The organism is Aeromonas sp. QDB11 (assembly GCF_027705265.1).
In the GTDB taxonomy this organism is placed as follows: domain Bacteria; phylum Pseudomonadota; class Gammaproteobacteria; order Enterobacterales; family Aeromonadaceae; genus Aeromonas; species Aeromonas allosaccharophila.
The window spans coordinates 104,759-131,499 of sequence record NZ_JAPDBM010000001.1; the positions used below are offsets into that span (position 1 = coordinate 104,759).

General features: G+C 61.0%; 23 protein-coding genes. 12 read left to right on the top strand and 11 right to left on the bottom strand.

The annotated features are described in order from the left end of the window. Positions 1-2: 2 nt before the first annotated feature. Entirely contained in the window at positions 3-1,814 is a 1,812-nt protein-coding gene (typA, locus tag OKC40_RS00525) for a translational GTPase TypA (RefSeq protein WP_042062420.1), read from the bottom strand. A 352-nt stretch (positions 1,815-2,166) separates the two neighbouring features. Between typA and glnA the strand changes: the two genes are divergently transcribed. The 5 genes from glnA (at position 2,167) to add (ending at position 7,981) form a co-directional block, all read left to right on the top strand. After that, positions 2,167-3,576 carry a glutamate--ammonia ligase gene (gene glnA, locus OKC40_RS00530; protein ID WP_033135368.1) on the top strand — a complete coding sequence of 470 codons (1,410 nt, stop codon included), beginning with the start codon at positions 2,167-2,169 and terminating at the stop codon, positions 3,574-3,576. 115 nt (positions 3,577-3,691) lie between these two features. After that, on the top strand, positions 3,692-4,267 hold the full coding sequence (locus OKC40_RS00535; RefSeq protein ID WP_270793813.1) for a DUF4124 domain-containing protein: 576 nt from the start codon (positions 3,692-3,694) through the stop codon (positions 4,265-4,267). Between the two features lie 86 nt (positions 4,268-4,353). Next, on the top strand, positions 4,354-5,409 hold the full coding sequence (gene glnL / locus OKC40_RS00540) for a nitrogen regulation protein NR(II) (protein ID WP_270793814.1): 1,056 nt from the start codon (positions 4,354-4,356) through the stop codon (positions 5,407-5,409). 9 nt (positions 5,410-5,418) lie between these two features. Then, entirely contained in the window at positions 5,419-6,837 is a 1,419-nt protein-coding gene (glnG, locus tag OKC40_RS00545; protein WP_270793815.1) for a nitrogen regulation protein NR(I), read from the top strand. A gap of 142 nt (positions 6,838-6,979) precedes the next feature. Beyond that, positions 6,980-7,981 (top strand): adenosine deaminase, encoded by a 1,002-nt coding sequence (gene add / locus OKC40_RS00550; protein WP_270793816.1) that lies wholly within the window; start codon positions 6,980-6,982, stop codon positions 7,979-7,981. A 150-nt stretch (positions 7,982-8,131) separates the two neighbouring features. Here add and rmuC read toward each other — a convergent pair whose 3' ends face one another. Then, on the bottom strand, positions 8,132-9,472 hold the full coding sequence (gene rmuC, locus OKC40_RS00555; RefSeq protein ID WP_019445769.1) for a DNA recombination protein RmuC: 1,341 nt from the start codon (positions 9,470-9,472) through the stop codon (positions 8,132-8,134). Continuing rightward, complete coding sequence (locus tag OKC40_RS00560) at positions 9,469-9,684, bottom strand: hypothetical protein (RefSeq protein ID WP_021231493.1); 216 nt, start codon at positions 9,682-9,684, stop codon at positions 9,469-9,471. Before OKC40_RS00560 ends, rmuC begins: the two co-directional genes overlap by 4 nt. A 140-nt stretch (positions 9,685-9,824) precedes the next feature. Between OKC40_RS00560 and OKC40_RS00565 the strand changes: the two genes are divergently transcribed. Continuing rightward, a complete protein-coding gene (locus OKC40_RS00565) occupies positions 9,825-10,346 on the top strand; it encodes a ferredoxin-type protein NapF (RefSeq protein ID WP_005339657.1) in 522 nt (173 codons plus the stop codon). 72 nt (positions 10,347-10,418) lie between these two features. On the opposite strand, the gene OKC40_RS00570 is transcribed toward OKC40_RS00565, so the two are convergent. The 6 genes from OKC40_RS00570 to OKC40_RS00595 all read right to left on the bottom strand — a co-directional run bounded on the left by OKC40_RS00570 (position 10,419) and on the right by OKC40_RS00595 (position 17,050). After that, entirely contained in the window at positions 10,419-10,871 is a 453-nt protein-coding gene (locus tag OKC40_RS00570) for an Rrf2 family transcriptional regulator (protein WP_005339654.1), read from the bottom strand. A gap of 346 nt (positions 10,872-11,217) precedes the next feature. Further along, positions 11,218-12,057, bottom strand: a complete 840-nt coding sequence (locus OKC40_RS00575; protein ID WP_042062429.1) for a PfkB family carbohydrate kinase — start codon at positions 12,055-12,057, stop codon at positions 11,218-11,220. Positions 12,058-12,163: 106 nt separating this feature from the next. Beyond that, complete coding sequence (locus tag OKC40_RS00580; RefSeq protein ID WP_042062431.1) at positions 12,164-13,135, bottom strand: LysR substrate-binding domain-containing protein; 972 nt, start codon at positions 13,133-13,135, stop codon at positions 12,164-12,166. Between the two features lie 183 nt (positions 13,136-13,318). Then, positions 13,319-14,047: a glutamine amidotransferase-related protein gene (locus OKC40_RS00585; protein WP_197928428.1), complete on the bottom strand. Its 729-nt coding sequence runs from the start codon at positions 14,045-14,047 to the stop codon at positions 13,319-13,321. Between the two features lie 83 nt (positions 14,048-14,130). After that, positions 14,131-15,627, bottom strand: a complete 1,497-nt coding sequence (locus OKC40_RS00590; protein WP_270793817.1) for a CoA-acylating methylmalonate-semialdehyde dehydrogenase — start codon at positions 15,625-15,627, stop codon at positions 14,131-14,133. Between the two features lie 91 nt (positions 15,628-15,718). Next, positions 15,719-17,050, bottom strand: coding sequence for an aspartate aminotransferase family protein (locus OKC40_RS00595; RefSeq protein ID WP_042062437.1), 1,332 nt, complete (start codon positions 17,048-17,050; stop codon positions 15,719-15,721). 186 nt (positions 17,051-17,236) lie between these two features. On the opposite strand from OKC40_RS00595, the gene OKC40_RS00600 reads away from it, so the two are divergent. From OKC40_RS00600 to OKC40_RS00625, 6 genes are all read left to right on the top strand, one after another. Then, positions 17,237-17,779 carry a cupin domain-containing protein gene (locus tag OKC40_RS00600; RefSeq protein WP_075111937.1) on the top strand — a complete coding sequence of 181 codons (543 nt, stop codon included), beginning with the start codon at positions 17,237-17,239 and terminating at the stop codon, positions 17,777-17,779. Positions 17,780-17,903: 124 nt separating this feature from the next. Further along, complete coding sequence (locus tag OKC40_RS00605) at positions 17,904-19,400, top strand: aldehyde dehydrogenase (RefSeq protein WP_075111938.1); 1,497 nt, start codon at positions 17,904-17,906, stop codon at positions 19,398-19,400. A gap of 126 nt (positions 19,401-19,526) precedes the next feature. After that, positions 19,527-19,697 carry a hypothetical protein gene (locus tag OKC40_RS00610; protein WP_005341999.1) on the top strand — a complete coding sequence of 57 codons (171 nt, stop codon included), beginning with the start codon at positions 19,527-19,529 and terminating at the stop codon, positions 19,695-19,697. A 125-nt stretch (positions 19,698-19,822) separates the two neighbouring features. Then, positions 19,823-20,719 carry an EamA family transporter RarD gene (gene rarD, locus OKC40_RS00615; protein ID WP_042657341.1) on the top strand — a complete coding sequence of 299 codons (897 nt, stop codon included), beginning with the start codon at positions 19,823-19,825 and terminating at the stop codon, positions 20,717-20,719. Positions 20,720-20,899: 180 nt separating this feature from the next. After that, on the top strand, positions 20,900-22,519 hold the full coding sequence (locus OKC40_RS00620; RefSeq protein WP_075111939.1) for a methyl-accepting chemotaxis protein: 1,620 nt from the start codon (positions 20,900-20,902) through the stop codon (positions 22,517-22,519). Positions 22,520-22,642: 123 nt separating this feature from the next. Continuing rightward, positions 22,643-23,752, top strand: coding sequence for a YeeE/YedE thiosulfate transporter family protein (locus OKC40_RS00625; protein WP_232254368.1), 1,110 nt, complete (start codon positions 22,643-22,645; stop codon positions 23,750-23,752). A gap of 79 nt (positions 23,753-23,831) precedes the next feature. On the opposite strand, the gene ompA is transcribed toward OKC40_RS00625, so the two are convergent. Both ompA and ilvA read right to left on the bottom strand, forming a co-directional pair. Beyond that, positions 23,832-24,926: a porin OmpA gene (ompA, locus tag OKC40_RS00630; RefSeq protein WP_075111940.1), complete on the bottom strand. Its 1,095-nt coding sequence runs from the start codon at positions 24,924-24,926 to the stop codon at positions 23,832-23,834. A gap of 235 nt (positions 24,927-25,161) precedes the next feature. Then, positions 25,162-26,682: a threonine ammonia-lyase, biosynthetic gene (gene ilvA, locus OKC40_RS00635; RefSeq protein WP_042062445.1), complete on the bottom strand. Its 1,521-nt coding sequence runs from the start codon at positions 26,680-26,682 to the stop codon at positions 25,162-25,164. Between the last annotated feature and the right edge of the window lie 59 nt (positions 26,683-26,741).

A 26,741-nucleotide genomic window follows, 5' to 3' on the forward strand; every position in this document is an offset into this window, starting at 1 on the left:
CATTAACCACGGCCGGAGCGCTTGCGGTCCATCTCGGTCAGCAATTTCTTGCGGATACGGATGTTCTTCGGAGTCACTTCTACCAGTTCATCGTTGTCGATGAACTCGAGAGCCTGTTCCAGAGTCATGCGGATCGGCGGAGTCAGCACTTGGGCTTCGTCGGTACCGGAGGCACGCATGTTGGTCAGCTGTTTGCCCTTCAGGCAGTTAACAGTCAGGTCGTTGGAACGGGAGTGAATACCGATCACCTGGCCTTCGTACACTTCGGTCGCGTGACCGATGAACAGACGACCGCGGTCTTGCAGACCGAACAGGGCGTAAGTCAGGGCCTTACCGGTTGCGTTGGAGATCAGCACGCCGTTCTGACGCTCGCCGATGCTGCCACCCTTGTGCGGACCGTAATGGTCGAAGGTGTGGTACAGCAGACCGGTACCGGAGGTCATGGTCATGAACTCGGTCTGGAAACCAATCAGGCCACGGCTCGGGATCATGAAGTCAAGACGGACACGACCCTTGCCATCCGGCGTCATGTTGGTCATTTCGCCTTTACGCAGACCCAGTTGCTCCATCACGGAACCCTGGTGCGCTTCTTCAACGTCCACGGTTACGGTTTCGAACGGTTCTTGCAGAACGCCATCAACGGTACGCAGGATTACTTCCGGACGAGACACAGCCAGTTCGTAACCTTCGCGACGCATGTTTTCGATCAGGATGGAGAGGTGCAGCTCACCACGACCGGATACGCGGAATTTGTCCGGATCATCAGTCTCTTCCACGCGCAGGGCCACGTTGTGGACCAGCTCCTGGTTCAGACGCTCCAGAATGTTACGGGAGGTCACGAACTTGCCTTCTTTACCGGCGAACGGTGAGGTGTTGACCTGGAAGGTCATGTTCACGGTCGGCTCGTCAACGGAGAGCGGCGGCAGGGCTTCAACGGCACCGTTGTCACAGATGGTGTCGGAGATTTTCAGCTCGCCCAGACCGGTGATGGCGATGATGTCACCCGCTTGCGCGTCGGTAACTTCAGTACGGGACAGGCCCAGGTAACCCAGCACCTGGCCGACTTTACCGTTACGGGTTTTGCCGTCAGCACCAACGATGGTGACTTGCTGGTTGGTCTTGACGCGACCACGGGTGATACGGCCGATACCGATAACGCCGACGTAGGAGTTGTAGTCCAGCTGGGAAATCTGCATCTGGAAACCACCGTCGGCATCCGCCGCCGGGGCTTCTACGTTGTCAACGATAGCCTGGAACAGCGGCTCCATGTTCTCGGACTCGACGTCCTGATCCATGGTGGCCCAACCGTTCAGTGCAGAGGCGTAAACAACTTTGAAATCCAGCTGTTCGTCAGTCGCGCCCAGGTTGTCGAACAGGTCGAATACCTGATCCATTACCCAGTCAGGACGAGCACCCGGACGGTCAATCTTGTTGATGACCACGATCGGCTTCAGACCCTGAGCGAACGCTTTCTGGGTCACGAAACGGGTTTGCGGCATCGGGCCATCTACGGCGTCAACCAGCAGCAGCACGGAGTCAACCATGGACAGTACGCGCTCAACTTCACCACCGAAGTCGGCGTGACCCGGGGTATCAACGATGTTGATGCGGTAGTCGTTCCAGCGGATCGCAGTGTTCTTGGCGAGAATGGTGATGCCACGTTCCCGTTCCAGATCATTGGAGTCCATGATCCGTTCCTGACCTTCGCTGGTGCGATCCAGAGTACCGGATTGCTGCAGCAGCTTATCAACCAGAGTCGTTTTGCCGTGGTCAACGTGCGCAATAATCGCAATATTGCGTAAATTCTCTAACATTCTCGCCTCAAATCACCGGGTAAAATTGGGCGCTAATTGTACTCTCGCCTTTGTGATCTGCCTAGCAGAATTGCAGTTCATTCGCGCACAACAACGGATCTGGATCATAGACCTCCCTGACAAACCCTGCTTAGATGGGCGGTGGCCGTATTTTGCGCACCATTACAGCGCACCAAAACGATCCACCACTGCACTAAATTGATGCAACACGAGTCGAGAACGCCTGATTTTGGGGAGCCTCATCAGCGGGATTGCCCTGAAATCAAGCTGTCACAAACTTGGCACGATACTGGCTTATGTGAATGTGACGACGCATTCACCCAGAGAGTTTTAACACCGGAGGTTACTTAGCATGTCAGCCCAGAACGTATTGGCCCTGATCCAGGAACACGAAGTCAAGTTTGTTGATCTGCGCTTTACCGACACCAAGGGTAAAGAGCAGCATGTATCCATCCCTGCTCACCAGGTTGATGAAGATTTCTTCGAAGACGGCAAGATGTTCGATGGTTCCTCCATCGGTGGCTGGAAAGGCATCAACGAATCCGACATGGTACTGATGCCGGACGCAGCCTCCGCCAAACTGGACCCGTTCACCGAAGAGACCACGCTGAACATCGTGTGTGACGTGCTGGAGCCTGCCACCATGCAGGGTTACGACCGCGATCCGCGCTCCATCGCCAAGCGTGCAGAAGATTTCCTGAAGTCCAGCGGCATCGCTGACACCGTGCTGTTCGGGCCGGAGCCGGAATTCTTCATGTTCGACAACATCACTTTCTCCAACACCATGGGCCACAGCTTCGTGAAAATCGAATCTGAAGAAGCCGCATGGAACTCCGGCACTGCCTATGAGCATGGCAACAAGGGTCACCGTCCGTTCGTGAAAGGCGGTTACTTCCCGGTTGCGCCGGTCGACTCCTCCCAGGATATCCGCGCCGCCATGTGTCTGGTGCTGGAAGAGATGGGCCAGGTCGTTGAAGCTCACCACCACGAAGTGGCTACTGCCGGTCAGAACGAGATCGCCACCCGCTTCAACACTCTTACGCTGAAAGCGGACGAAGTGCAGGTACTGAAGTACGTGATCCACAACGTGGCCCACGCCTACAACAAGACTGTCACCTTCATGCCGAAACCCATGTTCGGTGACAACGGCTCCGGCATGCACTGCCACCAGTCTCTGGCCAAGAACGGCGTCAACCTGTTCGCTGGCGACCTGTATGGCGGCCTGTCCGAAATGGCTCTGCACTACATCGGCGGTATCATCAAGCACGCCAAGGCCATCAACGCCTTCGCCAACCCGACCACCAACTCCTACAAGCGTCTGGTTCCGGGTTATGAAGCACCGGTCATGCTGGCCTACTCTGCCCGCAACCGCTCTGCCTCCATCCGTATCCCGGTGGTACCGAGTCCGAAAGCCCGTCGTATCGAAGTACGCTTCCCTGATCCGGCAGCCAACCCGTACCTAGCCTTCGCTGCCCAGCTGATGGCCGGTCTGGACGGTATCATCAACAAGATCCATCCGGGCGATGCCATGGACAAGAACTTGTATGACCTGCCGCCGGAAGAAGCCGCAGAAGTGCCAACCGTTGCCGGTTCTCTGGACGAAGCGCTGTCCGCACTGGATGCAGACCGCGAGTTCCTGACTCGTGGTGGCGTGTTCAGCGATGACTTCATCAACTCCTATCTGGAACTGAAACAGCAGGATGTTGACCGTGTGCGCATGACCCCGCACCCGCTGGAGTTCGAACTGTACTACTCCGTCTAAGTCGGAACAGACTGCCCGTTTAAATCCGGTCAGCTTGCTTAATCGTGACAAAACCCGCCATCTGGCGGGTTTTTTCTCTGATAGGATTAAGCAAGATACCGTCAAGGAGAGATGGATGAACAACAAGCATGGCATAGGGGTGCTCACCCTCCTGTTGCTGACCTCATTCAGTGCCGATGCGGCCAAGGTTTACTCCTGGGTCGATGGCAATGGCGTCACCCACTACACGGATGCACCGCCTCCGGGCAAGAAGGCCAGGGAGGTCGATCTGCGGGTCGCACCGCTCATCAGCGGCTCACCCAACTCGGTACAGGTCGATAACTTCAACAGCCTGACCGGTGTCGACGCCAACAAGAAGAAAGAAGCCGCCAAACTGGTGATCGAACTACTCTCCCCGGAACAGGGCAGCACCTTGCGCGATAACACCGGCAACATCGTCTTTCAGGGCCAGATCAGCCCCAAACCGCCAACCCAGTATGATGTGCGCCTGACTCTGGATGGCAAAGCCGCCCCCATCGTCAGCAACAGTCTGTCGATCCGCGTCGAAAACGTCGATCGCGGCGCCCATGAAGCCCAGCTCGAGCTGCTCGCCAAAGACGGTACGATCCTTGCTAAATCTAGTGCAGTCACCTTTTACCTGCATAGAGCAAGCGTGACGCCGCCTCCCAAACCCACCCCCAAAGCGGACTAGGGGTGATATAGCGCACCGATGCGGGTAAACTCCATGCACCATATCGGTGCATAACAGGTGTGTAGCACCGTTTTAGGGAGAAACCTGTGCCAACCCGCTCGGACAACGCCAAAACACTCTTGGATAATTTGCTGACCGCCGTGATCCTGATGGATGAGCGGCTCTGCATCCAATTCGTCAACCCGGCGGCTGAACAGCTGCTCTCCCTCAGTGAGCGGCGGCTGATCGGTATCGAACTGCCCCATCTGCTGGAACATATCTCCCTCGACCTGCAACGACTGAAACAGTGCCTCATTTCAGGGCAGGGCTTTACCGACAGCGAAGTGACCCTGGTGGTGGAAGGAGAACCGCGACTGGTGGAACTGAGCGCCACCCCCATGGCCGACCACGAACAGCGTCTGCTGGTCGTGGAGCTGCGCAAGATCGACCAGCAGAAGAAGATCAGTCAGGAGCAGCAGCAGCATGCCCAGCAGCTGGCAGCCAAGGAGCTGGTGCGCGGCCTGGCCCACGAGATCAAGAACCCCCTCGGTGGCCTGCGCGGCGCGGCCCAACTGCTGCAAAAAGAGCTGCCAGACCCGGCCCTGCGCGAATATACCGGCATCATCATCGAACAGGCCGACCGGCTGCGGGTACTGGTCGATCGGCTGCTCGGCCCCCAGCGCCCCGGCCGCCACCAGATGCACAATGTCCATTCGGTGCTGGAGCAGGTACGCCGCTTGGTGGAGCTGGAGCTACCGCCCTCTGTTCGCATCGAGCGAGATTACGACCCCAGCATCCCCGAATTCGAGATGGAGCCGGATCAGCTGCAGCAGGCGTTTCTCAACATTGTGCGCAACGCCGCCGAAGCGCTGGGGGATCAGACCGGGCTTATCCGTATCAAGACCCGCACCGCGTTCCAGATCACCATCCACGGCCAGCGTTACCGGCTGGCGGCGGAGATCAAGATCATCGACAACGGCCCCGGCATTCCCGATGCCATCCGCGACACCCTGTTCTACCCGATGATCACCGGCAAGGAGGGGGGCACAGGGCTCGGCCTCTCCATCGCCCAGAACCTGATCGACCAGCACAAGGGGCGGATTGACTGCATCAGCTGGCCGGGTCACACCGAATTCACCATTTTTCTACCGCTTCGCAAGTAAGGGAACCCCATGACCGCCAAAGTGTGGATCGTCGATGACGACAGTTCTATCCGCTGGGTGCTGGAGCGCACTCTCGGCAGCGAAGGCTTCAACTGCGAGAGCTTTGCCGATGGCGAAGCGCTGCTGCACGCCCTTGAGATGCGCTCGCCCGATGTCATCCTCTCCGATATCCGGATGCCCGGTATCGACGGCCTGAGCCTGCTGGAGCAGATCCACCGCCGTCAGGCCGATCTGCCCATCATCATCATGACTGCCCACTCAGATCTCGACAGCGCGGTCAACGCCTACCAGCGTGGTGCCTTCGAGTACCTGCCCAAGCCGTTCGATATCGACGAAGCGGTGACCCTGGTGCGCCGCGCCGAGAATCACCTCAAGGAGCAGCGCACCAAGCGCAAGGCTCGCCAGCAGGAGGCCACCGCCACCCCGGAGATCATCGGTGAAGCACCGGCAATGCAGGAGGTATTCCGTGCCATCGGCCGCCTGTCGCGCTCCAGCATCTCGGTACTGATCAACGGCCAGAGCGGTACCGGCAAGGAGCTGGTCGCCCATGCGCTGCACAAGCACAGCCCGCGCGCCCACAAGAACTTCATCGCCCTCAACATGGCGGCCATCCCCAAAGATCTCATTGAATCTGAGCTGTTCGGTCACGAGAAAGGGGCTTTCACCGGCGCCAACAACATCCGTCACGGCCGCTTCGAGCAGGCCGACGGCGGCACCCTGTTCCTCGACGAGATCGGCGACATGCCGCTGGATGTGCAGACCCGGCTGCTGCGGGTATTGGCCGATGGCCAGTTCTACCGGGTCGGTGGCCACCAGCCAGTGCAGGTGGATGTGCGGATCATCGCCGCCACCCACCAGAATCTGGAGAAACGGGTCGCCGATGGCGAGTTTCGCGAGGATCTGTTCCACCGCCTCAACGTCATCCGCATCCACATCCCCGCCCTCAAAGAGCGCCGTGAGGATATCCCTCAGCTAGCCCGCCACTTCCTGCTGCGCGCCGCCAAGGAGCTGAACGTTGAGGCGAAAAGCCTGCACCCCGATACCCAGGCCTATATCAGCCGCCTACCCTGGCCGGGCAACGTGCGCCAGCTGGAGAACGTCTGCCGCTGGCTTACCGTCATGGCGTCCGGTCAGGAAGTGCTGGTCGGCGACCTGCCTGCCGAGCTGCTTACCCCCATCACCAACAGTGCCGAACCCGGTCAACCGGCGATGCCCGGCTGCTGGCAGCAGCAGTTGCAGGAGTGGGTGGCCAGCAAACTGGCGCTGGGCGAGATCGATATCCTGGCCGATGCCATGCCCCAGTTCGAGCGGATCATGCTGGAGACGGCGCTGGAACACACCCACGGCCACAAACAGGAGGCGGCACGCCTGCTTGGTTGGGGTCGCAACACCCTGACCCGCAAGCTGAAGGAACTAGATCTCTCCTGAGTCCCCGGGAAAAACGATTCCCATCACGCCCTGACAAATCACTGCCCGCAAGCACCCCGTTTAACCGTAAACGGGGTATCTTTTTTGAAAGCCCCGCCTAGAATGGCAGGCTTTCAAACCTGACTCGACGAGGGCGCCAACCATGATTGACAGATCTCTCCCCCTGACCGACCTGCACCGCCATCTGGACGGCAACATCCGCCCGCAAACCATCCTCGAGCTGGGTCGCCAACACAATATCCAGCTGCCAGCTTTTGAGCTGGGAGCGCTGCGCCCCCACGTCCAGATCGTCGATAACGAACCGAGCCTGGTCGCCTTCCTGAAGAAACTGGATTGGGGTGTGGCGGTGCTGGCCGACTATGACGCCTGCCGCCGGGTCGCCTACGAGAACGTGGAAGATCTGCTGCGCGCCGGTATCGACTATGCCGAGCTGCGTTTCAGCCCGGCCTACATGGCGATGGCCCACAAGCTGCACCCGCAGGGCGTGGTGGAAGCCATTATCGACGGCGTGGCCGCTGGCAGCCGCGACTTCAGTATCAAGGCCAACCTGATCGGCATCATGAGCCGCACCTTCGGCACCGAGCAGTGCAATCAGGAGCTGGCCGCCTGCCTGGCCCACCGCGACAAGCTGGTCGCCATCGATCTGGCCGGTGACGAGCTGGGTTTCCCGGGCACCCTCTTTACCGACCACTTCCGCAAGGTGCGCGATGCGGGCATGCACGTCACCGTACACGCCGGTGAAGCCGCTGGCCCCGAGAGCATGTGGCAAGCCATTCGCGAGCTGGGTGCCGAGCGTATTGGCCACGGCGTCAAAGCGATTCAGGATCCGGCTCTGATGGCCTATCTGGCCGAACACCGCATCGGCATCGAGTCCTGCCTCACCTCCAACATCCAGACCACCACGGTAACGAGCCTGACCGACCACCCAATCCGCCAGTTGCTGGCTGCCGGGGTGCTGGCCTGCCTCAACACCGACGATCCGGCGGTGGAAGGCATCGACCTGCCCCACGAATATGAGGTGGCCGCTCCGGCCGCTGGCATGACGTCGAGCGAAATCCGCACTGCCCAGCAGAACGGCCTGACCCTCGCCTTCCTGAGTGATAGCGATAAAGCAGCGCTGAGCGCCCGCGCCGCCAGCCGCTGATCCACACCGGCACTGCAAATAACAACGGCCCACTTCGGTGGGCCGTTTGCTTTGCAGACTTCTGATGATGGGTAAGCACTGGGCCAGCAGGCAGATAGCAGAAGGCCCAAACCATGTTTGGGCCTTTTGCTGATGGCGGTGCAGGGGAAACTACTCCCGCTCCTTGTCGCGCTCCAGCGCGCGCTCCACCAGCGGCTCGGGCAGACTCTTGGTCACCTCCACCCCCAGCTCGCGGAAACGCTCGACCTGCGCAATCAGGTTGCCACGGCCGTTGACCAGTCGCCCCATCGCCTTGTCGTAACTCTCCTGCGCCTTGTGCAGGCTGCCCCCCATCTGCTGCATCTCCTCGACAAACAGCCGCAGCTTTTCGTAGAGACGACCGGCCCGCTCGGCAATCTGGCGGGCATTCTGGTTCTGCCGCTCGTAGCGCCACAGGTTCTCGATGGTGCGCAGCGCCACCATCAGGTTGGTGGGGCTGACCAGCAGGATGTTGTTGTCGAGACCGTAACGCACCAGCGAGGGATCGGCTTCCATCGCGGTGAGGAAGGCGGGCTCCACCGCTACAAACATCAGCACATAGTCGAGAGTGCGCACCCCGGGCAACTGCTGGTAATCCTTGCGGCCCAGCTCGCGGATATGGTTGCGCACCGAGGCGACGTGCTCCTTGAGTGCCACCGCCTTCTCCAGCTCGTCATCGGCGTTGTACCAGCGCTCGTAGGCGGTCAGCGACACCTTGGCGTCGATGATGATGTCTTTCTCTTGTGGCAGATGGACGATCACATCGGGCTGGTAGCGCTTGCCCTTCTCCACCTCGATATTGACCTGGGTGTGGTACTCGTGACCCTCGCGCAGGCCGCATTCGCTGAGGATCCGCGCCAACACCACCTCACCCCAGTTGCCCTGCTGCTTGCTGTCACCCTTGAGGGCGCGGGTCAGTGCCGCCGCCTCTTCGGTCATGCGGGCATTGAGCTCGGCGAGGCGCTCCAGCTCGAACTTGAGGCTGTGGCGTTGGGCCGTCTCCTGGGCGTGAGTCTCACCCACCTGACGGCGAAAGCCCTCGAGCTGCTCTTTGAGCGGGGTGAGCAACAGATCGAGGCTGTTCTGGTTCAATTCGCGGAAGTTGCCGGAGTTTTGCTCGAAGATCCGGTTGGCAAGGTTCTCGAACTGCTGGCTGAGGCGCTGCTCCGCCTCCTGTTGCAGTTGCAGCTTCTCGGCGGCGGCCAACCGTTCGCTGCGCAGGGTCGCTTCCGCATCCTTGAGGCGGGCAGTGAGCTTGATGAGCAGGGTCTGCTGCTGATCCAGCTTCTGCTGGCCCTGCATCCGCTCATCCTGCAACTCGTCGAAGCGATCCTGCAGCGCCTGATAACGCTCCTGCGCCAGCATCAGCTCCTGAGCCTGCGCCGTGGCGGCTCGCCGCCCGATCAGCCAGCCCAGTCCGAGGGCCAGCACGGCGGCGGGCAGCAAGATCCCCCAGAGCCCGGGGTCGATCATTTGCGGCTCCGTTGGCGCAGGAACAGCTCGAGATAACGGTTAACCAGAATCCAGATCACCACGTAGATGAGATAGGCGGCCAGCACCACCCACTTGTGGGTGTTGACGCCGGTGTCGAGCTCGGCAAACTCGATATCCTTGATGCGGCAGTAGGCCCACATCAGCAGGGGAAAGACATAGAGCAGGGACGCACGCCAGAGAAATAACCACATATGTTTTCATTCAACCACGTAAAAAGACCCGCCTAGCTTACACAAGGGCAACTGCGCTTGCGATCCTGACGGCCGCTATTCTCTGGCCTGCTTCCCGAAACTTCGATAAAATTAACCCCTAATAGGTATCAGGGGCGAGCATGACTCACTATTTCCTCCGTTGGCTGACACAAGGTTGGCAAGCTTCCCGCAAGCCCGCCGTGGTTTGCCATGAAGCGCGCCCGCCGTGGGCCATCGAGGAGTCCCAGTACCTCTCCCTCTGCACCCGCTGTGGCGAGTGTTTCAAGGCCTGCCCGCGCGGTCTGCTCAAACCGGCCACCCAGGAGGAGTACGAGGGGAGCCCCATCGCTGGCACCCCGGTACTCGATCTCGCCTGCGGCCAGTGCAGCTACTGCGGCAGCTGCGCCAGAGCCTGTCCCACCGGCGCCCTCGACCTGCAACTGGGTCGACAGGTGCAGACCCGGGTGCAGATTGAAGAGAGCTGTCAGGCACGGCAGGGCTTCTACTGCCTGCTCTGTGAAGATGCCTGCCCGCAACAGGCGATCAAGGCCACGGCCGACGGCATCAACGTCAATATGGATGCCTGCAATGGCTGCGGTGCCTGCGGCCTCGCCTGCCTGCACGGCGCCATCACCCTGATCCGCCAGCCGGGCAGTCGCTAAAAACCATCTGCGTACAAAAGCAGAAGGGGCCATCAGGCCCCTTTCACATCTTGTTCGCTATCCCGCGCCCCGTCAGGCCATGGTCACAATCGTCTCTTGCTCGATACCCAGCAGGTGGCAGAGACGGTTGGGATCGCGCACCGCATCGGCCAGGGTGTACTCGCCCAGCACTTCGAGGAAGGCGTTCATAGCGCGGCGCAGAATGCCCTGAATGCGGCAGCCGCCGGAGAGTCGGCAGTTCTCGCGCTTGCAATCGACCGGACAGAGCACATGCTCCATGTCCATCACCACATCCCTCAGGTTGATAGAGACCGCAGAGCGACCGAGGCGGATGCCACCGTGCTTGCCGCGTACCGTCTCGATGTACCCCTTGATGCCAAGCTGGTGCACAATTTTGACCACGTGGTTGCGAGAGATGCCGAAGGTATCGGCCACTTCGGTAATGGTCGACAGACGATCCCCCGGCTGAACCGCCAGGAAGGTCAGGGTACGCAGGGCGTAGTCGGTAAATCGTGTCAGTTGCATGGTCGCACTTGCCTCTTACTACAAGCCAGGAATCAGGACGACAACGTTGAGCTAAGAGGCAGGAGACAACCGGTTTGCCTCTGTTTGCTCATTGGTGCGCCAGAGGGGGGGCCTGTCTCTTAATCTGAGTTGCGGAGTGACAGGTTAAGAGCAGCACAACCGGGTGTCGATGAAGATGCACATAAATCGACACTTTCTTTGATTGATCGCAAACTTGCCGGGTTAGCCCGGCGTTTACCCGCTTTATGGCGGGTAAATCTCCCGAACAGTCCCCCTCACCAAGCCCTTTCGACCAGCCGCCATATGGCCCGCGAACCGCCCCTCAATCGACCGGCAGATAGGTGGTTCAGTGAGGCTGTTTCAGCCAGTTTTTCAGCGCGACCGAGGGGATGGAGCTCTCGGAGGCGACGGCAAACGCGCCCCAGTCCACCGCGCACTGCAACGCATCCTTGATGGCCATGCCCCGCGCCAGACCGTGGATCAATCCGCCGGCGAAGGCATCCCCCGCCCCCGTGGTATCGACCACCGAGACCGGCCGGGCGGCGACCCGGATCTGCTCCTCACCGTGGATGGCGACCGCCCCCGCCTTGCCCTCGGTCAGCACCAGCCACTCGAGCTGCTCCCCCGCCAGCTGGCGGGCATGTTGCCAGGGGTCGCTCACCTCGCCGAGGTCGGAGCGGGAGGCCACCAACACATGGCAGGGACGGCGCGCTTGGCCGCCCTTGGGATACTGAGCTACCACGAAACTCTTGCCGAGCATCTGGCGCATGTAGCTGATGATGGCGGTGCCGGGATAGTTCACATAGAGGCAATCTACCCCCTCCAGCGGCAGATCGCCGGGCAGATCGGGACGCCGCGGGCGGCGCAGTATGGTGCGCTCGCCGGTGGAGTCCACCAGAATAAGCAGCTCGCCGGTCTCGCCGCCAAAGCGCTCCACATGGCTGCAATCCAGCCCGTAACCGGCCGCCTGCTCCAGCAGCCAGTCGCCGGTCTCATCCAGCCCGATGCGGGAGGCGATGGTCACCTCATGGCCCGCCCACACCAACCCGATGCCGGTGTTGGCAGCGCCACCTCCCAGCCTGCGCCCCTGATCCACATATTGCAGCCGGGCTCCGGCAACCAAGGGTTCGGAGAGGGAGAGCACATGATCACAGTTGAGATTGGCAAGCAGCAGAATGCGGGACATAGAGACCTCGGACGATGGAGATAGCCCAAAAGAGACAGGCTGAACCCCGAGTAGAGCCCAGCCTGACAGAAGAGACAACCAGCAGCGATCGGGAATCCGATCGGGATCAATAGATGGGCAGTTCCACCCCGGCCAGCAGCTCGTCGATACGCGCCTGACTCGGCTGCTGCATCACGCTCTGGATCACCTCCTTGGTGAGGTGGGGCGAGAAGGAGCTGATGAAGTCATACATGTAGTTCTGCAGCAGTATGCTCTTGCTGAAACAGATCTGCGCCGGACAGGGCTTGAACAGGTGCTCCAGATTGATGGAGACCAGCCCGGGGGCATCGGTGTCGTTGGCGACCAGTGAGGAGATGATGCCGATACCAAAGCCCAGCTCCACGTAGCGCTTGATCACGCCGGCATCCATCACCGTCATGTAGTAGCTCGGGGTGAGACCTGCCGCTTGAAACACCTCGTCCTGTACCTGACGACCGGTGGCGCCACTCTCGTAGCTGAGGATCGGGTAGTGGCAGAGTTGCTCCAGCGTTGGCTTCTTCACCTTGGCCAGCGGGTGATCCTGCGGCACCACCAGCGAGAGAGTCCAGAGGTAGGCGGGCAACGCGATCAGCTCCTTGTCGAAGCCAATCTCGTGGGCAACGATGGAGAAATCGGAGTAACCCTTGCTGATCTGCTCCTTGCTCGCCGACATCACCGGATGGAGGTGGAACGAGATCTTGGGATACTTCTTGGTGAAGTAGGTGACCGACTTGGGCAGCAGGTAGCGGGCGATGGTGTGGGTGGTGTGAATATTGAGGGTGCCCACGGTCGGGTCCAGATACTCGCGGGAGATCGCCTTGATCTTGCTCTCGATGTTGAGCATCGCCTCGGCACACTTGATGATCTCTTCCCCCACCGGCGTGATGCGGTGCAGATGCTTGCCACGGCGCTCGAAAATCCGCACCCCCAGCTCGCTCTCCAGCAGGCCAATCTGTTTGCTGACCCCCGGCTGACTGGTGAACAGCGCATCGGAAGCCACGGACACATTGAGGTTGTGGTCCCGGATCGCGATCAAATACTTCAATTGCTGTAGTTTCAAGGCGTCACACTCTCACACTGGTTTGGCTCAGACAGGTTTGGCTCAGGCCGGGACGGCAATCAAGCCAGACAAACAGGCCGCCACATGGGCGGCCAGTGTACCATCCGATCCCGACATCTCAGCGCTTGATCCTTCATTTTGCTACAAAATCTAGCATCCGAAGGGGTGGCTGACAAACCGGGCTCAGGCCGCGCCAGCCCGCAGCGGCAGGATCCCCAGAAACTGCAGCAGCCACTGCATCATGGTCGCCGAATCCACCTCCCCCTCCAGCGAGGAGAGGCTGCTCTGGTAGCGTTCGTCGGGCAACAGGCCACGGCGCCGCTCGATCAGCGCCCGGTTGTACTCCACCGAGAACTCCGGATGCCCCTGAATGGCGACGATGTGATCCCCCTGCAAAAACATGAAGTTGGGGCAAAAATCATTGCCCGCCAGCCGGGTCGCCCCCGGTGGCAGCAGGGCCACCTGATCCTGATGGCTGGCCAGAATGCGGATCTGATCCCGCGCCGGCGCCATCCAGGGCGCATCCGCCAGCATAGGGTGAACCGCCACTCCCAGCCCCCACCCCTTGGTGGACTTCACCACCTCACCACCCAGCGCTTGGGCGATCACCTGATGACCGAAACAGATCCCGGCCAGCTTGACGTCGGCATCGTGTGCCTGGCGGATCCAGGCTCGCAACGCCTGAATCCAGGGGATATCGCTGTAAGCATCGTGGCGTGAGCCGGTGATAAGCCAGGCATCGCACTCGTGCAGATCATCCGGCAATTCCCCATCAAGAGCCGACCAGACCCGAAATTCCAGTTCGGGGGCCAGGGCCGCGAAGCCCCTGATAAACATCTCGGAGTAAACGGGGCCAAAACGATCCGCCAGATCGGGATCGAGCCGGTCACAATCGAGAATTCCCAATCGCATCTGTTGTTCCTTTACAGAGTTCGCCCCCGCCAATCAACGATCGGCGGGGGCAAGAGGTTAGGCCATGAACACGCGCCAGCGCGTCACTTCATGGTCGGCATGGAGAACTCGGCACCACTGCGCAGGCTCTGGGGCCAGCGCGCCGTGACCGTCTTCATCCGGGTATAGAAACGAACCCCGTCCGGCCCGTGCATGTTGAGCGGCCCGAAGATGGAGCGCTTCCAGCCGCCAAAGCTGTGAAACGCCATCGGCACCGGAATGGGGACGTTCACCCCTACCATACCGACCTGCACCCGCGCCGTGAAGTCCCGCGCGGTGTCGCCATCGCAGGTAAATATGGCGGTGCCGTTGCCGTACTCGTGTTCGTTGATGAGCCGCAGCGCCGTCTCGTAGTCCGGCACCCGCACGATGGAGAGCACAGGGCCGAAGATCTCCTCGCGGTAGATACGCATCTCGGGCGTCACCTCGTCAAACAGGCAGCCACCGATGAAGTAACCCTCCTCATGGTTCAGGGTGCGGCCATCGACTCTCAACGTTGCCCCTTCGGCTACCCCCTGATCCACGTAGCCGCGCACCTTGGCCAGATGCTCCCGGCTGATCAGCGGCCCCATCTCGTTCTCTGGGCTCTGGCCCAGCCCCGGGCCCACCCGCAGTTTTTCCACCAGCGGCGTCAGCTTGGCCACCAGCGCATCGGCGGTCTCGTCACCCACCACCACCGCCACCGAAATGGCCATACAGCGCTCGCCAGCGGCACCATAAGCGGCCCCCATCAGGGCGGAGACCGCCTGATCGAGATCCGCATCCGGCATCACCACCATGTGGTTCTTGGCGCCGCCCAACGCCTGCACCCGCTTGCCGTGGGCAGAGGCGGTGGCATAGATGTACTGGGCGATGGGGGTAGAGCCGACAAACGACACAGCACCGACCCGCGGATCGGTCAGCAGCACATCCACCACCTCCTTGTCACCGTTCACCACGTTGAGCACGCCGTCAGGCAGACCAGCCTCCTTGAGCAGCTCGGCCATCCGCAGCGAGAGAGAGGGATCCTTCTCGGAGGGTTTGAGAATAAAGGTATTGCCGCAGGCGATGGCAACCGGGAACATCCAGAGCGGCACCATGGCCGGGAAGTTGAACGGCGTAATACCGGCGCAAACCCCGACCGGCTGCATCATCGAGTAGCTGTCTACCCCGCGGCCGACGTTGAGGGAGTGCTCCCCCTTGAGCAGATGGGGAATACCGCAGGCAAACTCCACCACTTCCAGCCCGCGGGTCAGCTCACCCTGCGCATCGGAGAAAACCTTGCCGTGCTCGCGGCTGATGAGCTGGGCCAGCTCGTCCCTGTGCTGCTCCATCAACTCCTTGAAGCGGAAAAAGACCCGGGCCCGCACCAGCGGCGGGGTTTGCGACCAGTCGGCAAAGGCCCGCTCGGCGATGGCTATCGCCTCCTGACACTCGGCGGCGCAGGAAAGCCCGACGCTCCCCTGCTGCTTGCCGCAGGCGGGATTGAAGATGGCACCTTGCCGCTCGCTACGACTCTCCTGCAGCTGGCCGTTGATGAAGTTGCTGACCCTGTATGTCATGTATCCTCCGTGATGACTGATGTCGTGGTAGCGCAGCGCTCGTCAACACGAGGCAACGCAAGGCCCCGCCAGAGCGGGGCCACCAAATGGGTTAGGGTTGGGCCTGCAGGACATCCTGCAGCAGGGTGAAGAGATCGTCGATCTGGCTGCGCTCGATGATAAGGGGTGGCGACAGGGCGATGATGTCGCCGGTCACCCGGATCAGAGCTCCCTTCTCGAAGCAGCGCACGAACACCTCGTAGGCGCGCTTGCCCGGTGCATCCGGCATGGATTCCAGCTCGATGCCCGCCACCAGCCCGTAGTTGCGCACATCCTTCACATGCTTGCAGCCCTTCAGCGAATGGGCCGCCTCCTCCCAGTAACCCGCCAGATCGGCGGCGCGGCTGAGCAGGTTCTCGTTGCGATAGATCTCGAGGGTCGCCAGCCCGGCTGCGGCGGCCACCGGGTGACCGGAGTAGGTATAACCGTGGAACAGCTCGATGGCCCCCTTGCCTGCCGCCATCATGTCGTCATAAATGTGCTTCTGCACCAGCACCGCCCCCATGGGGATGGCGCCGTTGGTGAGCCCCTTGGCGCAGGTGATCATGTCGGGGATGACATCGAACTCCTGGGCCGCAAAGGGGGAGCCGAGGCGACCGAAACCGGTGATCACCTCGTCAAAAATCAGCAGGATGCCGTGTTTGGTACAGATCTCGCGCAGCCGCTTGAGGTAGCCTTTGGGCGGCATCAGCACGCCGGTACTGCCAGCGATGGGCTCGACGATCACCGCCGCGATATTGCTGGCATCGTGCAAAAAGACGATCTTCTCCAGCTCGTCAGCCAGCGCCACATCCTCCTCAGGCAGCCCTTTGGTGAAGGCGTTTTTGGCGATGTTGAGGGTATGAGGCAGATGATCAACGCCAGTCAGCAGGGAGCCGAACCACTTGCGGTTGCCGGGAATCCCCCCCACCGAGATGCCGCCAAAGCCGACCCCATGATAGCCACGCTCGCGGCCAATCAGCCGGGTGCGGGTGCCCTGACCGCGAGCCCGCTGCCAGGCCAACGCGATTTTCAGCGCGGTATCGACCGACTCGGAACCGGAGTTGGTATAGAAGACGTGGCCAAACCCCTTGGGTGCAATCTCCACCAGCCGGTTGGCCAGCTCAAACGGCAGGGGGTGGCCCATCTGGAAAGTGGGGGCAAAATCGAGGTGGGAAATCTGTTGGGAGACCGCCTCGGCAATCTCGCGCCGACCATGGCCCGCGTTGCAACACCAGAGTCCGGCTGTGCCATCCAGTATCTTGCGGCCATCCTCTGAGTGATAATACATCCCCTCTGCCGACTTCAGGATGCGCGGCGCCGCCTTGAACTGCTGGTTGGCGGTGAACGGCATCCAGAACGCGGACATGTCGGAGGGCGTATTGATGTCGCTGATCGGTTTCATGGTCACCTCATCCTTAAGGTGTTTAGCAACTGTCGGCTGATGCCTATTAAATTAAACACCTGAATCCATAAAAAAGGGCTCGATATTGCCCTGTCTGGTGCCACCCCTAGCTAGATGCATCAACAGGGTGGTATAAGATATTTAACACAATTTTAATAATAGTAAACAGTCAAGGAGTGTCTATAGATGGATATCGGTCACCGCCTCAAGGCGGTTCGCACCAAGGCAGCCCTCTCCCAGCGCGAGCTGGCCAAGCGCTCCGGTGTGACCAACGGATTTATCTCCCAGATCGAGAAAAATCAGGTGAGCCCCTCTGTCGCCTCCCTGCGCAAGGTGCTGGAAGGCATCCCCATGTCGCTGGCCAGCTTCTTCACCGAAGAGACCGAAATGGGCACCGAAGTGATCTTCCGCGCCGCGGATATGCCGGATCTCGGCACTCATCCCATCAGCTATCGGCTGGTCGGGCACAGCCGTGCCAACCGCGCCATCGGCATGTTGCAGGAGGTGCTGCCACCGGGCGCCGACACCGGTGACGACATGCTGAGCCACGAGGGTGAAGAATGCGGTATCGTCATCAAGGGCGAAGTTGAAGTGACCGTGGGCGAGCAGCTCTACCTGCTGGGCGCCGGGGATGGCTACTACTTTGACAGCCGCACCCCCCACCGTTTTCGCAATAGCGGCGAGCAGGAGTGCGTGCTGATTTCGGCCAACACCCCCGCCAGTTTCTGACATTCAGACGCGCGTCGGCCAGGGGCCAATGTTTAATGAATTGTTACAAGATGGATTTACAAGCGGCAGGATGTTTAGCATATTGATACGCGGAAACTGACTTTTGCCGGTTCAAGGAGTGAACATGAGTGACCTGACCCTGGCCCAGTGGCAACACAAGGCCTCCCATCTGACCCTGCCCTCGCAAGCCTTTATCAACGGCAGTTATCGGGATGCCGTCAATGGCGCCACCTTCGATTGCATCAACCCGGCCAACGGCAAGCTGCTGACCAAGGTGGCGGCCTGCGATGCCGCCGATGCCGAACTGGCGGTGCAGGCCGCCCGTGCCGCTTTCGAGGACAAACGCTGGTGCGGGCTGGCCCCGAAACAGCGCAAGCAGATCATGCAGCGTTTCGCCGAGCTGATGCGCCTGAACAAGGTAGAGCTGGCGCTGCTGGAGTCGCTGGATATGGGCAAACCCATCGGCGATGCCATGGGCTATGATGCCCCCGCCGCCGCCAACTGCATCGCCTGGAACGCCGAAGCGATCGACAAGATTTACGATCAGGTCGCCCCGGTGGAGGAGTCCGCTCTGGCGCTGGTGACCCGCGAAGCGCTCGGGGTGGTTGCCGCCATCGTGCCCTGGAACTTCCCGCTGGTGATGGCCTGCTGGAAGCTGGGCCCGGCGCTCGCTACCGGCAACTCGGTCATTCTCAAGCCTTCCGAAAAATCCCCGCTGACCGCCCTGCGCATCGCGGGTCTGGCCAAGGAGGCGGGCATTCCGGACGGTGTGTTCAACGTGCTGCCGGGCTTTGGCCACACCGTGGGCGAGGCGCTGGCCATGCATATGGATGTGGACTGCATCACCTTCACCGGCTCAACCAAGATCGGCAAGCATCTGGTGCAGTGCTCCGGCAAGTCCAACCTCAAGCGCGCCTTTATGGAGTGCGGCGGCAAGAGCCCCAACATCATACTGGCGGATGCGCCGGATCTGGACGCCGCGGCCAAGAGCGCCGCTGGCGCCATCTTCTACAACCAGGGCGAGGTGTGCACCGCCGCCTCTCGCCTGCTGGTGCAAAACAGCATCAAACCGCAATTTATGGAGCGGCTGCTGGCCCATGCCCGCGAGTGGATCTCGGCCAACCCGCTCGACCCTGCCACCCGCATCGGCGCCATGGTGGATCACATCCAGATGGAGCAGGTGCTGCGCTATATCGAGATTGGCAAGCAGGAGGGAGCCAAGCTGCTGCTAGGGGGCAACCGCACCAATATGGAGAGTGGCGGCTTCTATATCGAGCCCACCATCTTTGACGACGTGACCCCCGAGATGCGCATCTTCCGCGAAGAGATCTTCGGCCCTGTGCTGGCGGTGACCGGCTTCGATACGCTGGAAGAGGCCATTGCCCTTGGCAACGACAGCGACTACGGGCTGGCGGCGGCAATCTGGACGGCGGATCTCAACAAGGCGGTGAAGGGTTCCCGCGCCCTGCGCGCCGGTACCGTGTTCGTCAACAACTGGGATGGTGGCGACATGACCATGCCGTTTGGCGGATTCAAGCAGTCCGGCAATGGCCGCGACAAGTCACTGCACGCGCTGGAGAAGTACACCGAGCTGAAAAGCACCTGGATCCAGCTGGAGTAACGCCATAAAGCAGCACTACCGGATCAAAAAGGGGGAGAAATCCCCCTTTTGCATTTTTGGCCTTCCATCACCGGCCCCAATCCTTATAATGACAAAAAAGCCAACATGTTAAATATAAAGACAAAAATGCTATTTTTTCTGGGAAGCGTACTTTTTCTGGTGATCGGTTTGCCCCTGCTGTTCTTCGTGCTGGGGCACGGCGAGGCCTACGTGACCTGGGGCCCCTGGATCTCCGCCATCGCCCTGATGTTGTGGCTGTTGATGGATGTCGACAAGATCCGCCGCGGTAAAGGCTGACCGGCCAGCCACTCGCTTCCTTCCCCTCAAACTTCGTTTATTCGCTTCTTTCCCCGCAAAAGGATCGCTACACTGATTTTTTGCGATGTTTTCCCGCATCCAACGCTTCAGTAAAGGTCATCCGCATGCCGCAACAGATCCAGCGTCAGGGCGTCATCTACGCCCTGTGCGCCTATACCCTTTGGGGCATAGCCCCCATCTATTTCAAGACCATCTCTGCCGTCCCGGCCGCCGAAATCCTGACCCACCGGATGATCTGGTCCTGCGTGCTGCTGATGGTGCTGACACTGGCAGGCCGTCAGTGGCACAAGGTGCAAGCGGTGCTGCGCCAGCCAAAAGTGCTGCTGACCCTGGCGTTTACCTCGGTCACCGTCGGCGGCAACTGGCTGCTGTTCATCTGGGCCATCAACAACGGTCACATGCTGGATGCCAGCCTCGGCTACTACATCAACCCGCTGTTCAACGTGCTGCTGGGGATGGTGTTTCTGAGCGAGAAGCTGCGCCGCCTGCAGTGGTGGGCAGTGGCGCTGGCCTTTGCCGGGGTGGCGATCCAGCTCATCGCCTTTGGCTCCTTGCCCTGGATTGCGCTGGTGCTGGCGTCGAGTTTCGCCATCTATGGTCTGGTGCGCAAAAAACTGGCCCTCGATGCCCTCACCGGTCTGCTGATCGAAACCATGATCATGCTGCCGCCAGCGGCCATCTATCTGTGGGGCTTTGCCGACAGTCCGACCAGCCATCTCACCCAGAACGACTGGCACCTCAACCTGCTGCTGATCGCTGCAGGCGCCGTCACCACAGCCCCCCTGCTCTGCTTCACCGCCGCCGCGACCCGGCTCAAGCTCTCCACCCTGGGCTTCTTCCAGTACATTGGCCCCAGCATGATGTTCATCCTCGCCGTCACCCTCTATGGCGAGGAGCTGGCGATGGACAAGCTGCTCACCTTCGCCTGCATCTGGAGCGCGCTGGTGCTGTTCAGCCTCGATGGCTTGCGCAGCGGCAGAGCCGCGCCAAGCCGGACCTGACACCTCCCCGCCCCCCTCGACCCCGGCTCATCAGCCGGGGTTCTTTTTTATGCCACCCACCCCTTCCTGACAGCGACCACCCATGCCTCAGAGCCGACGCGCCATCAACTGGTCACAACCGAGTCGCATCATCCCGCCAGAGAGCTATGCTATCCATGAACGGAGCCGAATGGAGGCAGCATGCTCAAGCACATTCACGACAGATCCCTGCTTTTTAGCCAAATTCTGGGGGTCATAGTTATTATCACGCTGATCTCCATCAGCTTTTTCGGACTTTACTCGGTCAGGAGCGCAGCCGACCAGATGGGACAGGGAAAGGACGTGGTGGCCGATATTCTGCCGCCGCCCCTCTACCTCATCGAATCCCAGTTGCAGGTCTACACCCTGCTCCATGCCAAACCGGAGGAGCGGGAGGCCCTGCTGCAAACCCTCGCTCGGCTGCAACAAGAGTTCGAGAGCCGCAACCGCTTCTGGCAAGAGAGCAATCTAAACGAGCCCCTCAGGGAGCGGCTACTGGGGGAGCAAAAAGTACAGGGAGAGCTGTTCTGGCAACTGCTCAACGCCAAGTTTGTCCCCGCGATCAAGGCGGGCGATTTGACACAGGCGGGTGCGATTGCCGCGCGTCTGCACACCCTCTATAACGCCCATCGGCTCGGGGTGGACGCCACCGTCATCAGCGGCAACCAGTATGCCGCCGAACAGATGGCCCATCTCGCCAACACCACCCGACTCTGTTACGGCCTGTTGTTGTGCGCCGCACTGCTGGGGGCCGGGCTCATCTTCTGGCTGGGACGCCCCACCCAGCAGCGACTGCTGGCCGCCGGTAAGGCCACCGCCGCCATCGCCGAAGGGGAGTTGAATCGCCCCATGCCGGAGCCGGGCCTCGACGCCATTGGCGAGCTGATCCGCCAGATTGGGGCCATGCGTGACCAGCTTGCCACCCTGGTGGAGTCGCTGCAGCGCAGCGCCAGTACGCTGGATGAGCGCGCCACCAACCTGACGTCGATGGCGCAACGGCACGCCGATGACAGTCAGGCGCAGGTCGGGGCGGCCCACCATATCGAGCAGGCCATCGAACAGCTCACCCACTCCATCGAGCAGGCGGGTAGCCAGCTGCATCAGGTTGGGGAGCAAACCCTGCAGTCCGCCACCCGCGCACAAGAAGCCACTCACGCTATTCACACCGTTGAACAGGTGATCGAGGAGCAAGCAGCGGGGGTGAAGCGGGTCTCGCGCACCATTTCGGATCTGGCCGGTCTTTCGCAGCAGATTGCCGGGCTGGCGGGCGCTATCCATGGCATTGCGGAACAGACCAATCTGCTGGCACTGAATGCCGCCATCGAAGCCGCCCGAGCGGGCGAACAGGGGCGCGGTTTTGCCGTGGTGGCCGATGAAGTGCGCTCGCTGGCGACCCGCACCGGCAGTGCCACCACCGAGATCAACACCATCATCGGCAAGATCCAGGATGTCAGCCTGCGTGCCGCCAGCGAGATGGATACCGAGCTGACCCGGGTCGAACAGGCGGTCGCCCACGCGATGACAGCAGGCCAGAGCGTCGCCCGGATAGCGCAGAGCTGCGAGGAGATCAACCAGCGCATCGCTCAGGTCGATCAGCTGATGACCGATGAAACCCGGCTGGTGCAGGGGATCCACCATCAGGTCGGCGAGATGTCGCGGCTGGCGGCCGAGGTCAACCAGAGCGCCAGTCACGCCGCCGAAGAGGCGACCATGGTCGCCCAGCACGCCCGCATCCTGACCAGGCAGACTCGTCACTTCCATCTCGACACCCCCCGCCACTGATCCGGGGCGCTGACGGGCGTCAGCGCCGCCATTTTCCTCTGCGTTGGCAAAATGGGTAGCATTGGACTCCATGAGGGAATAGGATCCGCCCCTCTAAAAAACCAACTGCAAGGATCAACTGACATGACTCGAAAATGGTCGCTCCCCATCGTGGCACTCGCGGGGGGAGCGTTACTCTGGCTAGGCAACACCTTTGGTATGAAATGGGCTCTGATGGCCCTGATCGGATTCGGATTCGGCTTCACCCTCTCCTTCAGCCGCTTCGGTATCGTCTTTGGTTGGCGCGAAATGCTGACCAAGCGCAACAGCTACTATGTGCGGGTTCACCTGCTCACCATCGCCATCGAAATTCTGCTGTTCACCTGCTTCCTCTCCTTTAGCCACGCCCTGTTTGGCGATGCCATGGTGGGCAACGTGATGGCTATCGGCATTCCCTTTATTGTCGGCGCCTTCCTGTTCGGCATCGGCATGCAGCTGGCAGGCGTCTGCGCCACCGGCACGCTCTACTGCTGTGGCGAGGGGCAACCCCGCTTCTGGCTGGTGTTGATCTGCTACGGCATCGGCACCCTCATCAGCAACCAGTTCCGCCCCGAGCTGACCGCCACCTTCTCCAGCCAGGTAGTGCTGGCCAAGGATCTGACCGGCAACATCTGGAGCGGCATGCTGCTCAACCTGGCGCTGGTTGCCGTGCTGTTCATGCTGTTTCGCAACAGCGAACTCAAGCGCACTGGCGAGCTCAAGCCCCTCTTCAGTGGCGGAAACCTGTTCTGGCGCGATGGCCGCTTCACCGTGCTGACCGGCGGCATCATCATCGCCCTGCTCAACTCTGCCGTGGTCGCCCTGCACGGCTCGGCCTGGACCATCACCGGCGCCGTCTATGACATGGCGCTACGCGGTGCCTCCCTGTTCGGCCTGTTCGAGGGGAACCCGAAACTGGCCCAGCCGCTCTTTATCAACCCCATGGTCGGCATGTTCTGGCTCGGCATTCTGGGGGCCATGCTGGCGCGCTGCCTGAGCGGTGGCGGCAACTTCGCCCCGATGCGGCTCGGCAACAGTCTGGCATCCATCATTGGCGGCCTGCTGATGGGGATGGGGGCCATGTACGCCGCCTGCAACCTCGGCGGCTTCTTCGATGGCACGGCGTCCGGCAGCCTGCACGGCTGGGTCTGGATGCTGATGGCCCTGGCTGGCAGCCTGATTGGCATTCGCCTGCGCCCGCTGTTCGGGCTCTGACGCTCAGCATCGCAGTGCACGCCATAGAAAACGGGAGGCCTGGCCTCCCGTTTTTCGTTTATCGATCCCGTCGCTCGGCTTATTGAGCGGGCTGGGACACCCCTTCCAGATTGATCTCCACCCGGCGATCCGGTGCCAGACAAGCGATCAGTTCCTGTTTGGAACGGCTGGCACAGCTGTTGCCAGTGACCGGGTTGGCTTTGCCACGACCCTCGACCCGCACCTTGTCGGCATACAAGCCTTTGGAAACCAGATAGCTGGCCACGCTCTGGGCGCGCTTCTCGGAGAGGGCCAAGTTGTAGTTGTCGGAACCGATGCGGTCGGTATAACCCACCACAGTCGCGACGCCATCTTTCGGATTGGCCGCCACAATCTGGCTAAACAGGGCATCGAGCGCCTGATTGGCCGCCGGTTTCAGGGTCGCCTTGTTGAACTCGAACAGCACATCGGAACTCAGGCTGAAGGTCTTGGGCGCCACCACAACCGCAGGGGCCGGTTCGGCAGCCGGAGCAGGCGCCGGTGCGGCAACCTCGCCCCCTTGCTGGCCGAAGCGATAGAGCATGCCGAACGAGATCAGACCGTTATCCAGCTCGATGCCGGAGCGATCGAGCGAGGTATCGCCCAGCGGCGTGGTGTACTGGTACTCCAGACGGGCAGCCCAGTCACGATCGATGGTGTATTCGGCACCCAGCGCCCCGACGAAGGCGGCACCATGCTTCTTGCCAGTCTCACTGACATTGGCGAAGCTGATTTCATTTTCAGTCCAGGCATAAGCACCACCCAGTCGACCATAAAGATCGAGCACATTGGTGGCCGGGAAGCTGATCTTCATGGTGGCCTGAATCATCTGGCCTTTGGCTTCGGTATTGAGGGTATTGCTACCAGTCCCCGCCTTGCCTTCATATTTACCGAGCCAGTCATAACCCAGCTCGAAGCCCAGATTGGGGTTGAGCTGGTAACCGGCGAACAGGCCCAGTCCCAGATCATCCGTGTTCTCGCTGGTATTGCCCAGGGATTGGGAAATCGCCTCGGCATACTCGTTGTGATCAACACCGTAATAGTTCGACCAACCGGCCTTGCCACCGACATACCAGGTATTGTCCTGAGCGGCGGCCTGCACGGCCCCGGCCGCCAGCAAACCACTGACCAATACCGCAAGCATGGATTTATTCATATGTTCGCCTCTGCAATAAGTCGTTATGGGCGCCTGAGTGCGCACTATCCCTGTGTGAAGCCGTCAGGCGGCCTCTCCGTCAATCAGGGTATCCCATCCGAACGCAGCCTCAAATGACCAAGCCACCAGGAGTGTGAGCTTGGCTACATTCTCCGCTGCAAAAACCATCGGTCATGGGGCCGCCATCTTGAAAAGAGGAGGGAGGCCTTGGCCCCCCTCCTCCGTCATTGACCCGTCAACTGGCCAGAAACAGCCGGTAGGCGGGGTCGTCGCTCACCTCTTTCCAGCCGTAACCAATCTCGTGCAGGTAGTCGTGAAAAGCCGCCACGTCCTCATCCGGCAGCTCGAAGGCGCACAGCACCCGGCCGTAGTCGGCGCCGTGGTTGCGGTAGTGGAACAGGCTGATGTTCCAGCGGCAACCGAGGGTCTCGAGAAAGCGCATCAAAGCGCCCGGCTGCTCCGGAAACTTGAAGCTGTAGAGCCGCTCGCCCAAAGGCCGGGCTGGGCGGCCGCCAATCATATAGCGCACGTGGTTCTTGGCCAGCTCACTCTCGGTCATGTTGACCACTGGATAGCCGTTGCCACCGAGCTGATCGATGATCTGGCCCAGTTCCTCGTCACCGCCGGTGAGGCGCACCGAGACGAACAGCGAGGCTTGCTCGGCATCGGCGTAGCGGTAGTTGAACTCGGTCACCATGCGGGGACCAAGCTGACGGCAGAAGTCGAGGAAGGCCCCCTTGCGCTCGGGGATGGTCACCGCCAGCATGCCCTCGCGCTTCTCGCCGATCTCGCAGCGCTCCGACACATAGCGCAGGCTGTGGAAGTTGACGTTGGCGCCGGACAGAATGGCCGCCATCCGCCCGCCCTTGACCTGCTCCCGCTCGCTGTAGGCCTTGAGGCCCGCCAGCGACAGGGCCCCCGACGGCTCAGCAATGGCGCGGCAGTCGTCGAAGATGTCTTTCAGTGCGGCGCAGATCTGGTCGTTGGAGACGGTTACCACCTCGTCCAGATACTGGTTGCAGAGGCGGAAGGTCTCCTCGCCGATGCGCCTGACCGCCACCCCGTCGGCAAACAGCGAAACGCGCTCCAGATTGACCGGTTCGCCCGCCGCCATGGCCGCCTTGAGGCAGGCTGAGCCTTCCGCCTCCACCCCGATCACCTTCACATCCGGCAGCAGCTGCTTGATATAGACCGCCACCCCGGCGGCCAGACCACCGCCCCCCACCGGCACGAATACGTGGGTGAGATGAATGTCCTGATCCAGCAGCTCCTTGCCGATGGTGCCCTGCCCCGCAATCACCTCGACGTCGTCAAACGGCGGGATCAGGGTGTAGCCCTCCAGTTCGGCGAGGCGGCGACTCTCGCCATAAGCCTCATCGAAGCTGTTGCCAAACAGCATGACGTTGCCGCCCTGACGGCGCACCGCATCGATCTTGATGTCCGGCGTGGTCTTGGGCATCACGATGATCGCCTTGATGCCGAGCTTGGCGGCAGACAGGGCGACCCCTTGGGCGTGGTTGCCCGCAGAGGCGGCGATGACGCCGTGATCTTTCTGCTCCTGAGTCAGGGTGGCGATCTTGTGATAAGCGCCACGCAGCTTGAAGGAGTGAACCGGTTGCAGATCCTCCCGCTTCAGGCTGACGTGGTTGCCGAGCCGCTCGGATAACTTTTTAAGGGTCTGCAAAGGGGTGACCCGCGCCGCCTCATAGACGGGTGAGAGCAGCACCTTGCGTAGATAATCAGCCGCAGAGACCATGGTTTATTCCCCCAGCATCGAACGATCGCGCCACACCAACCCTTTGTCGGCGCAAAGAC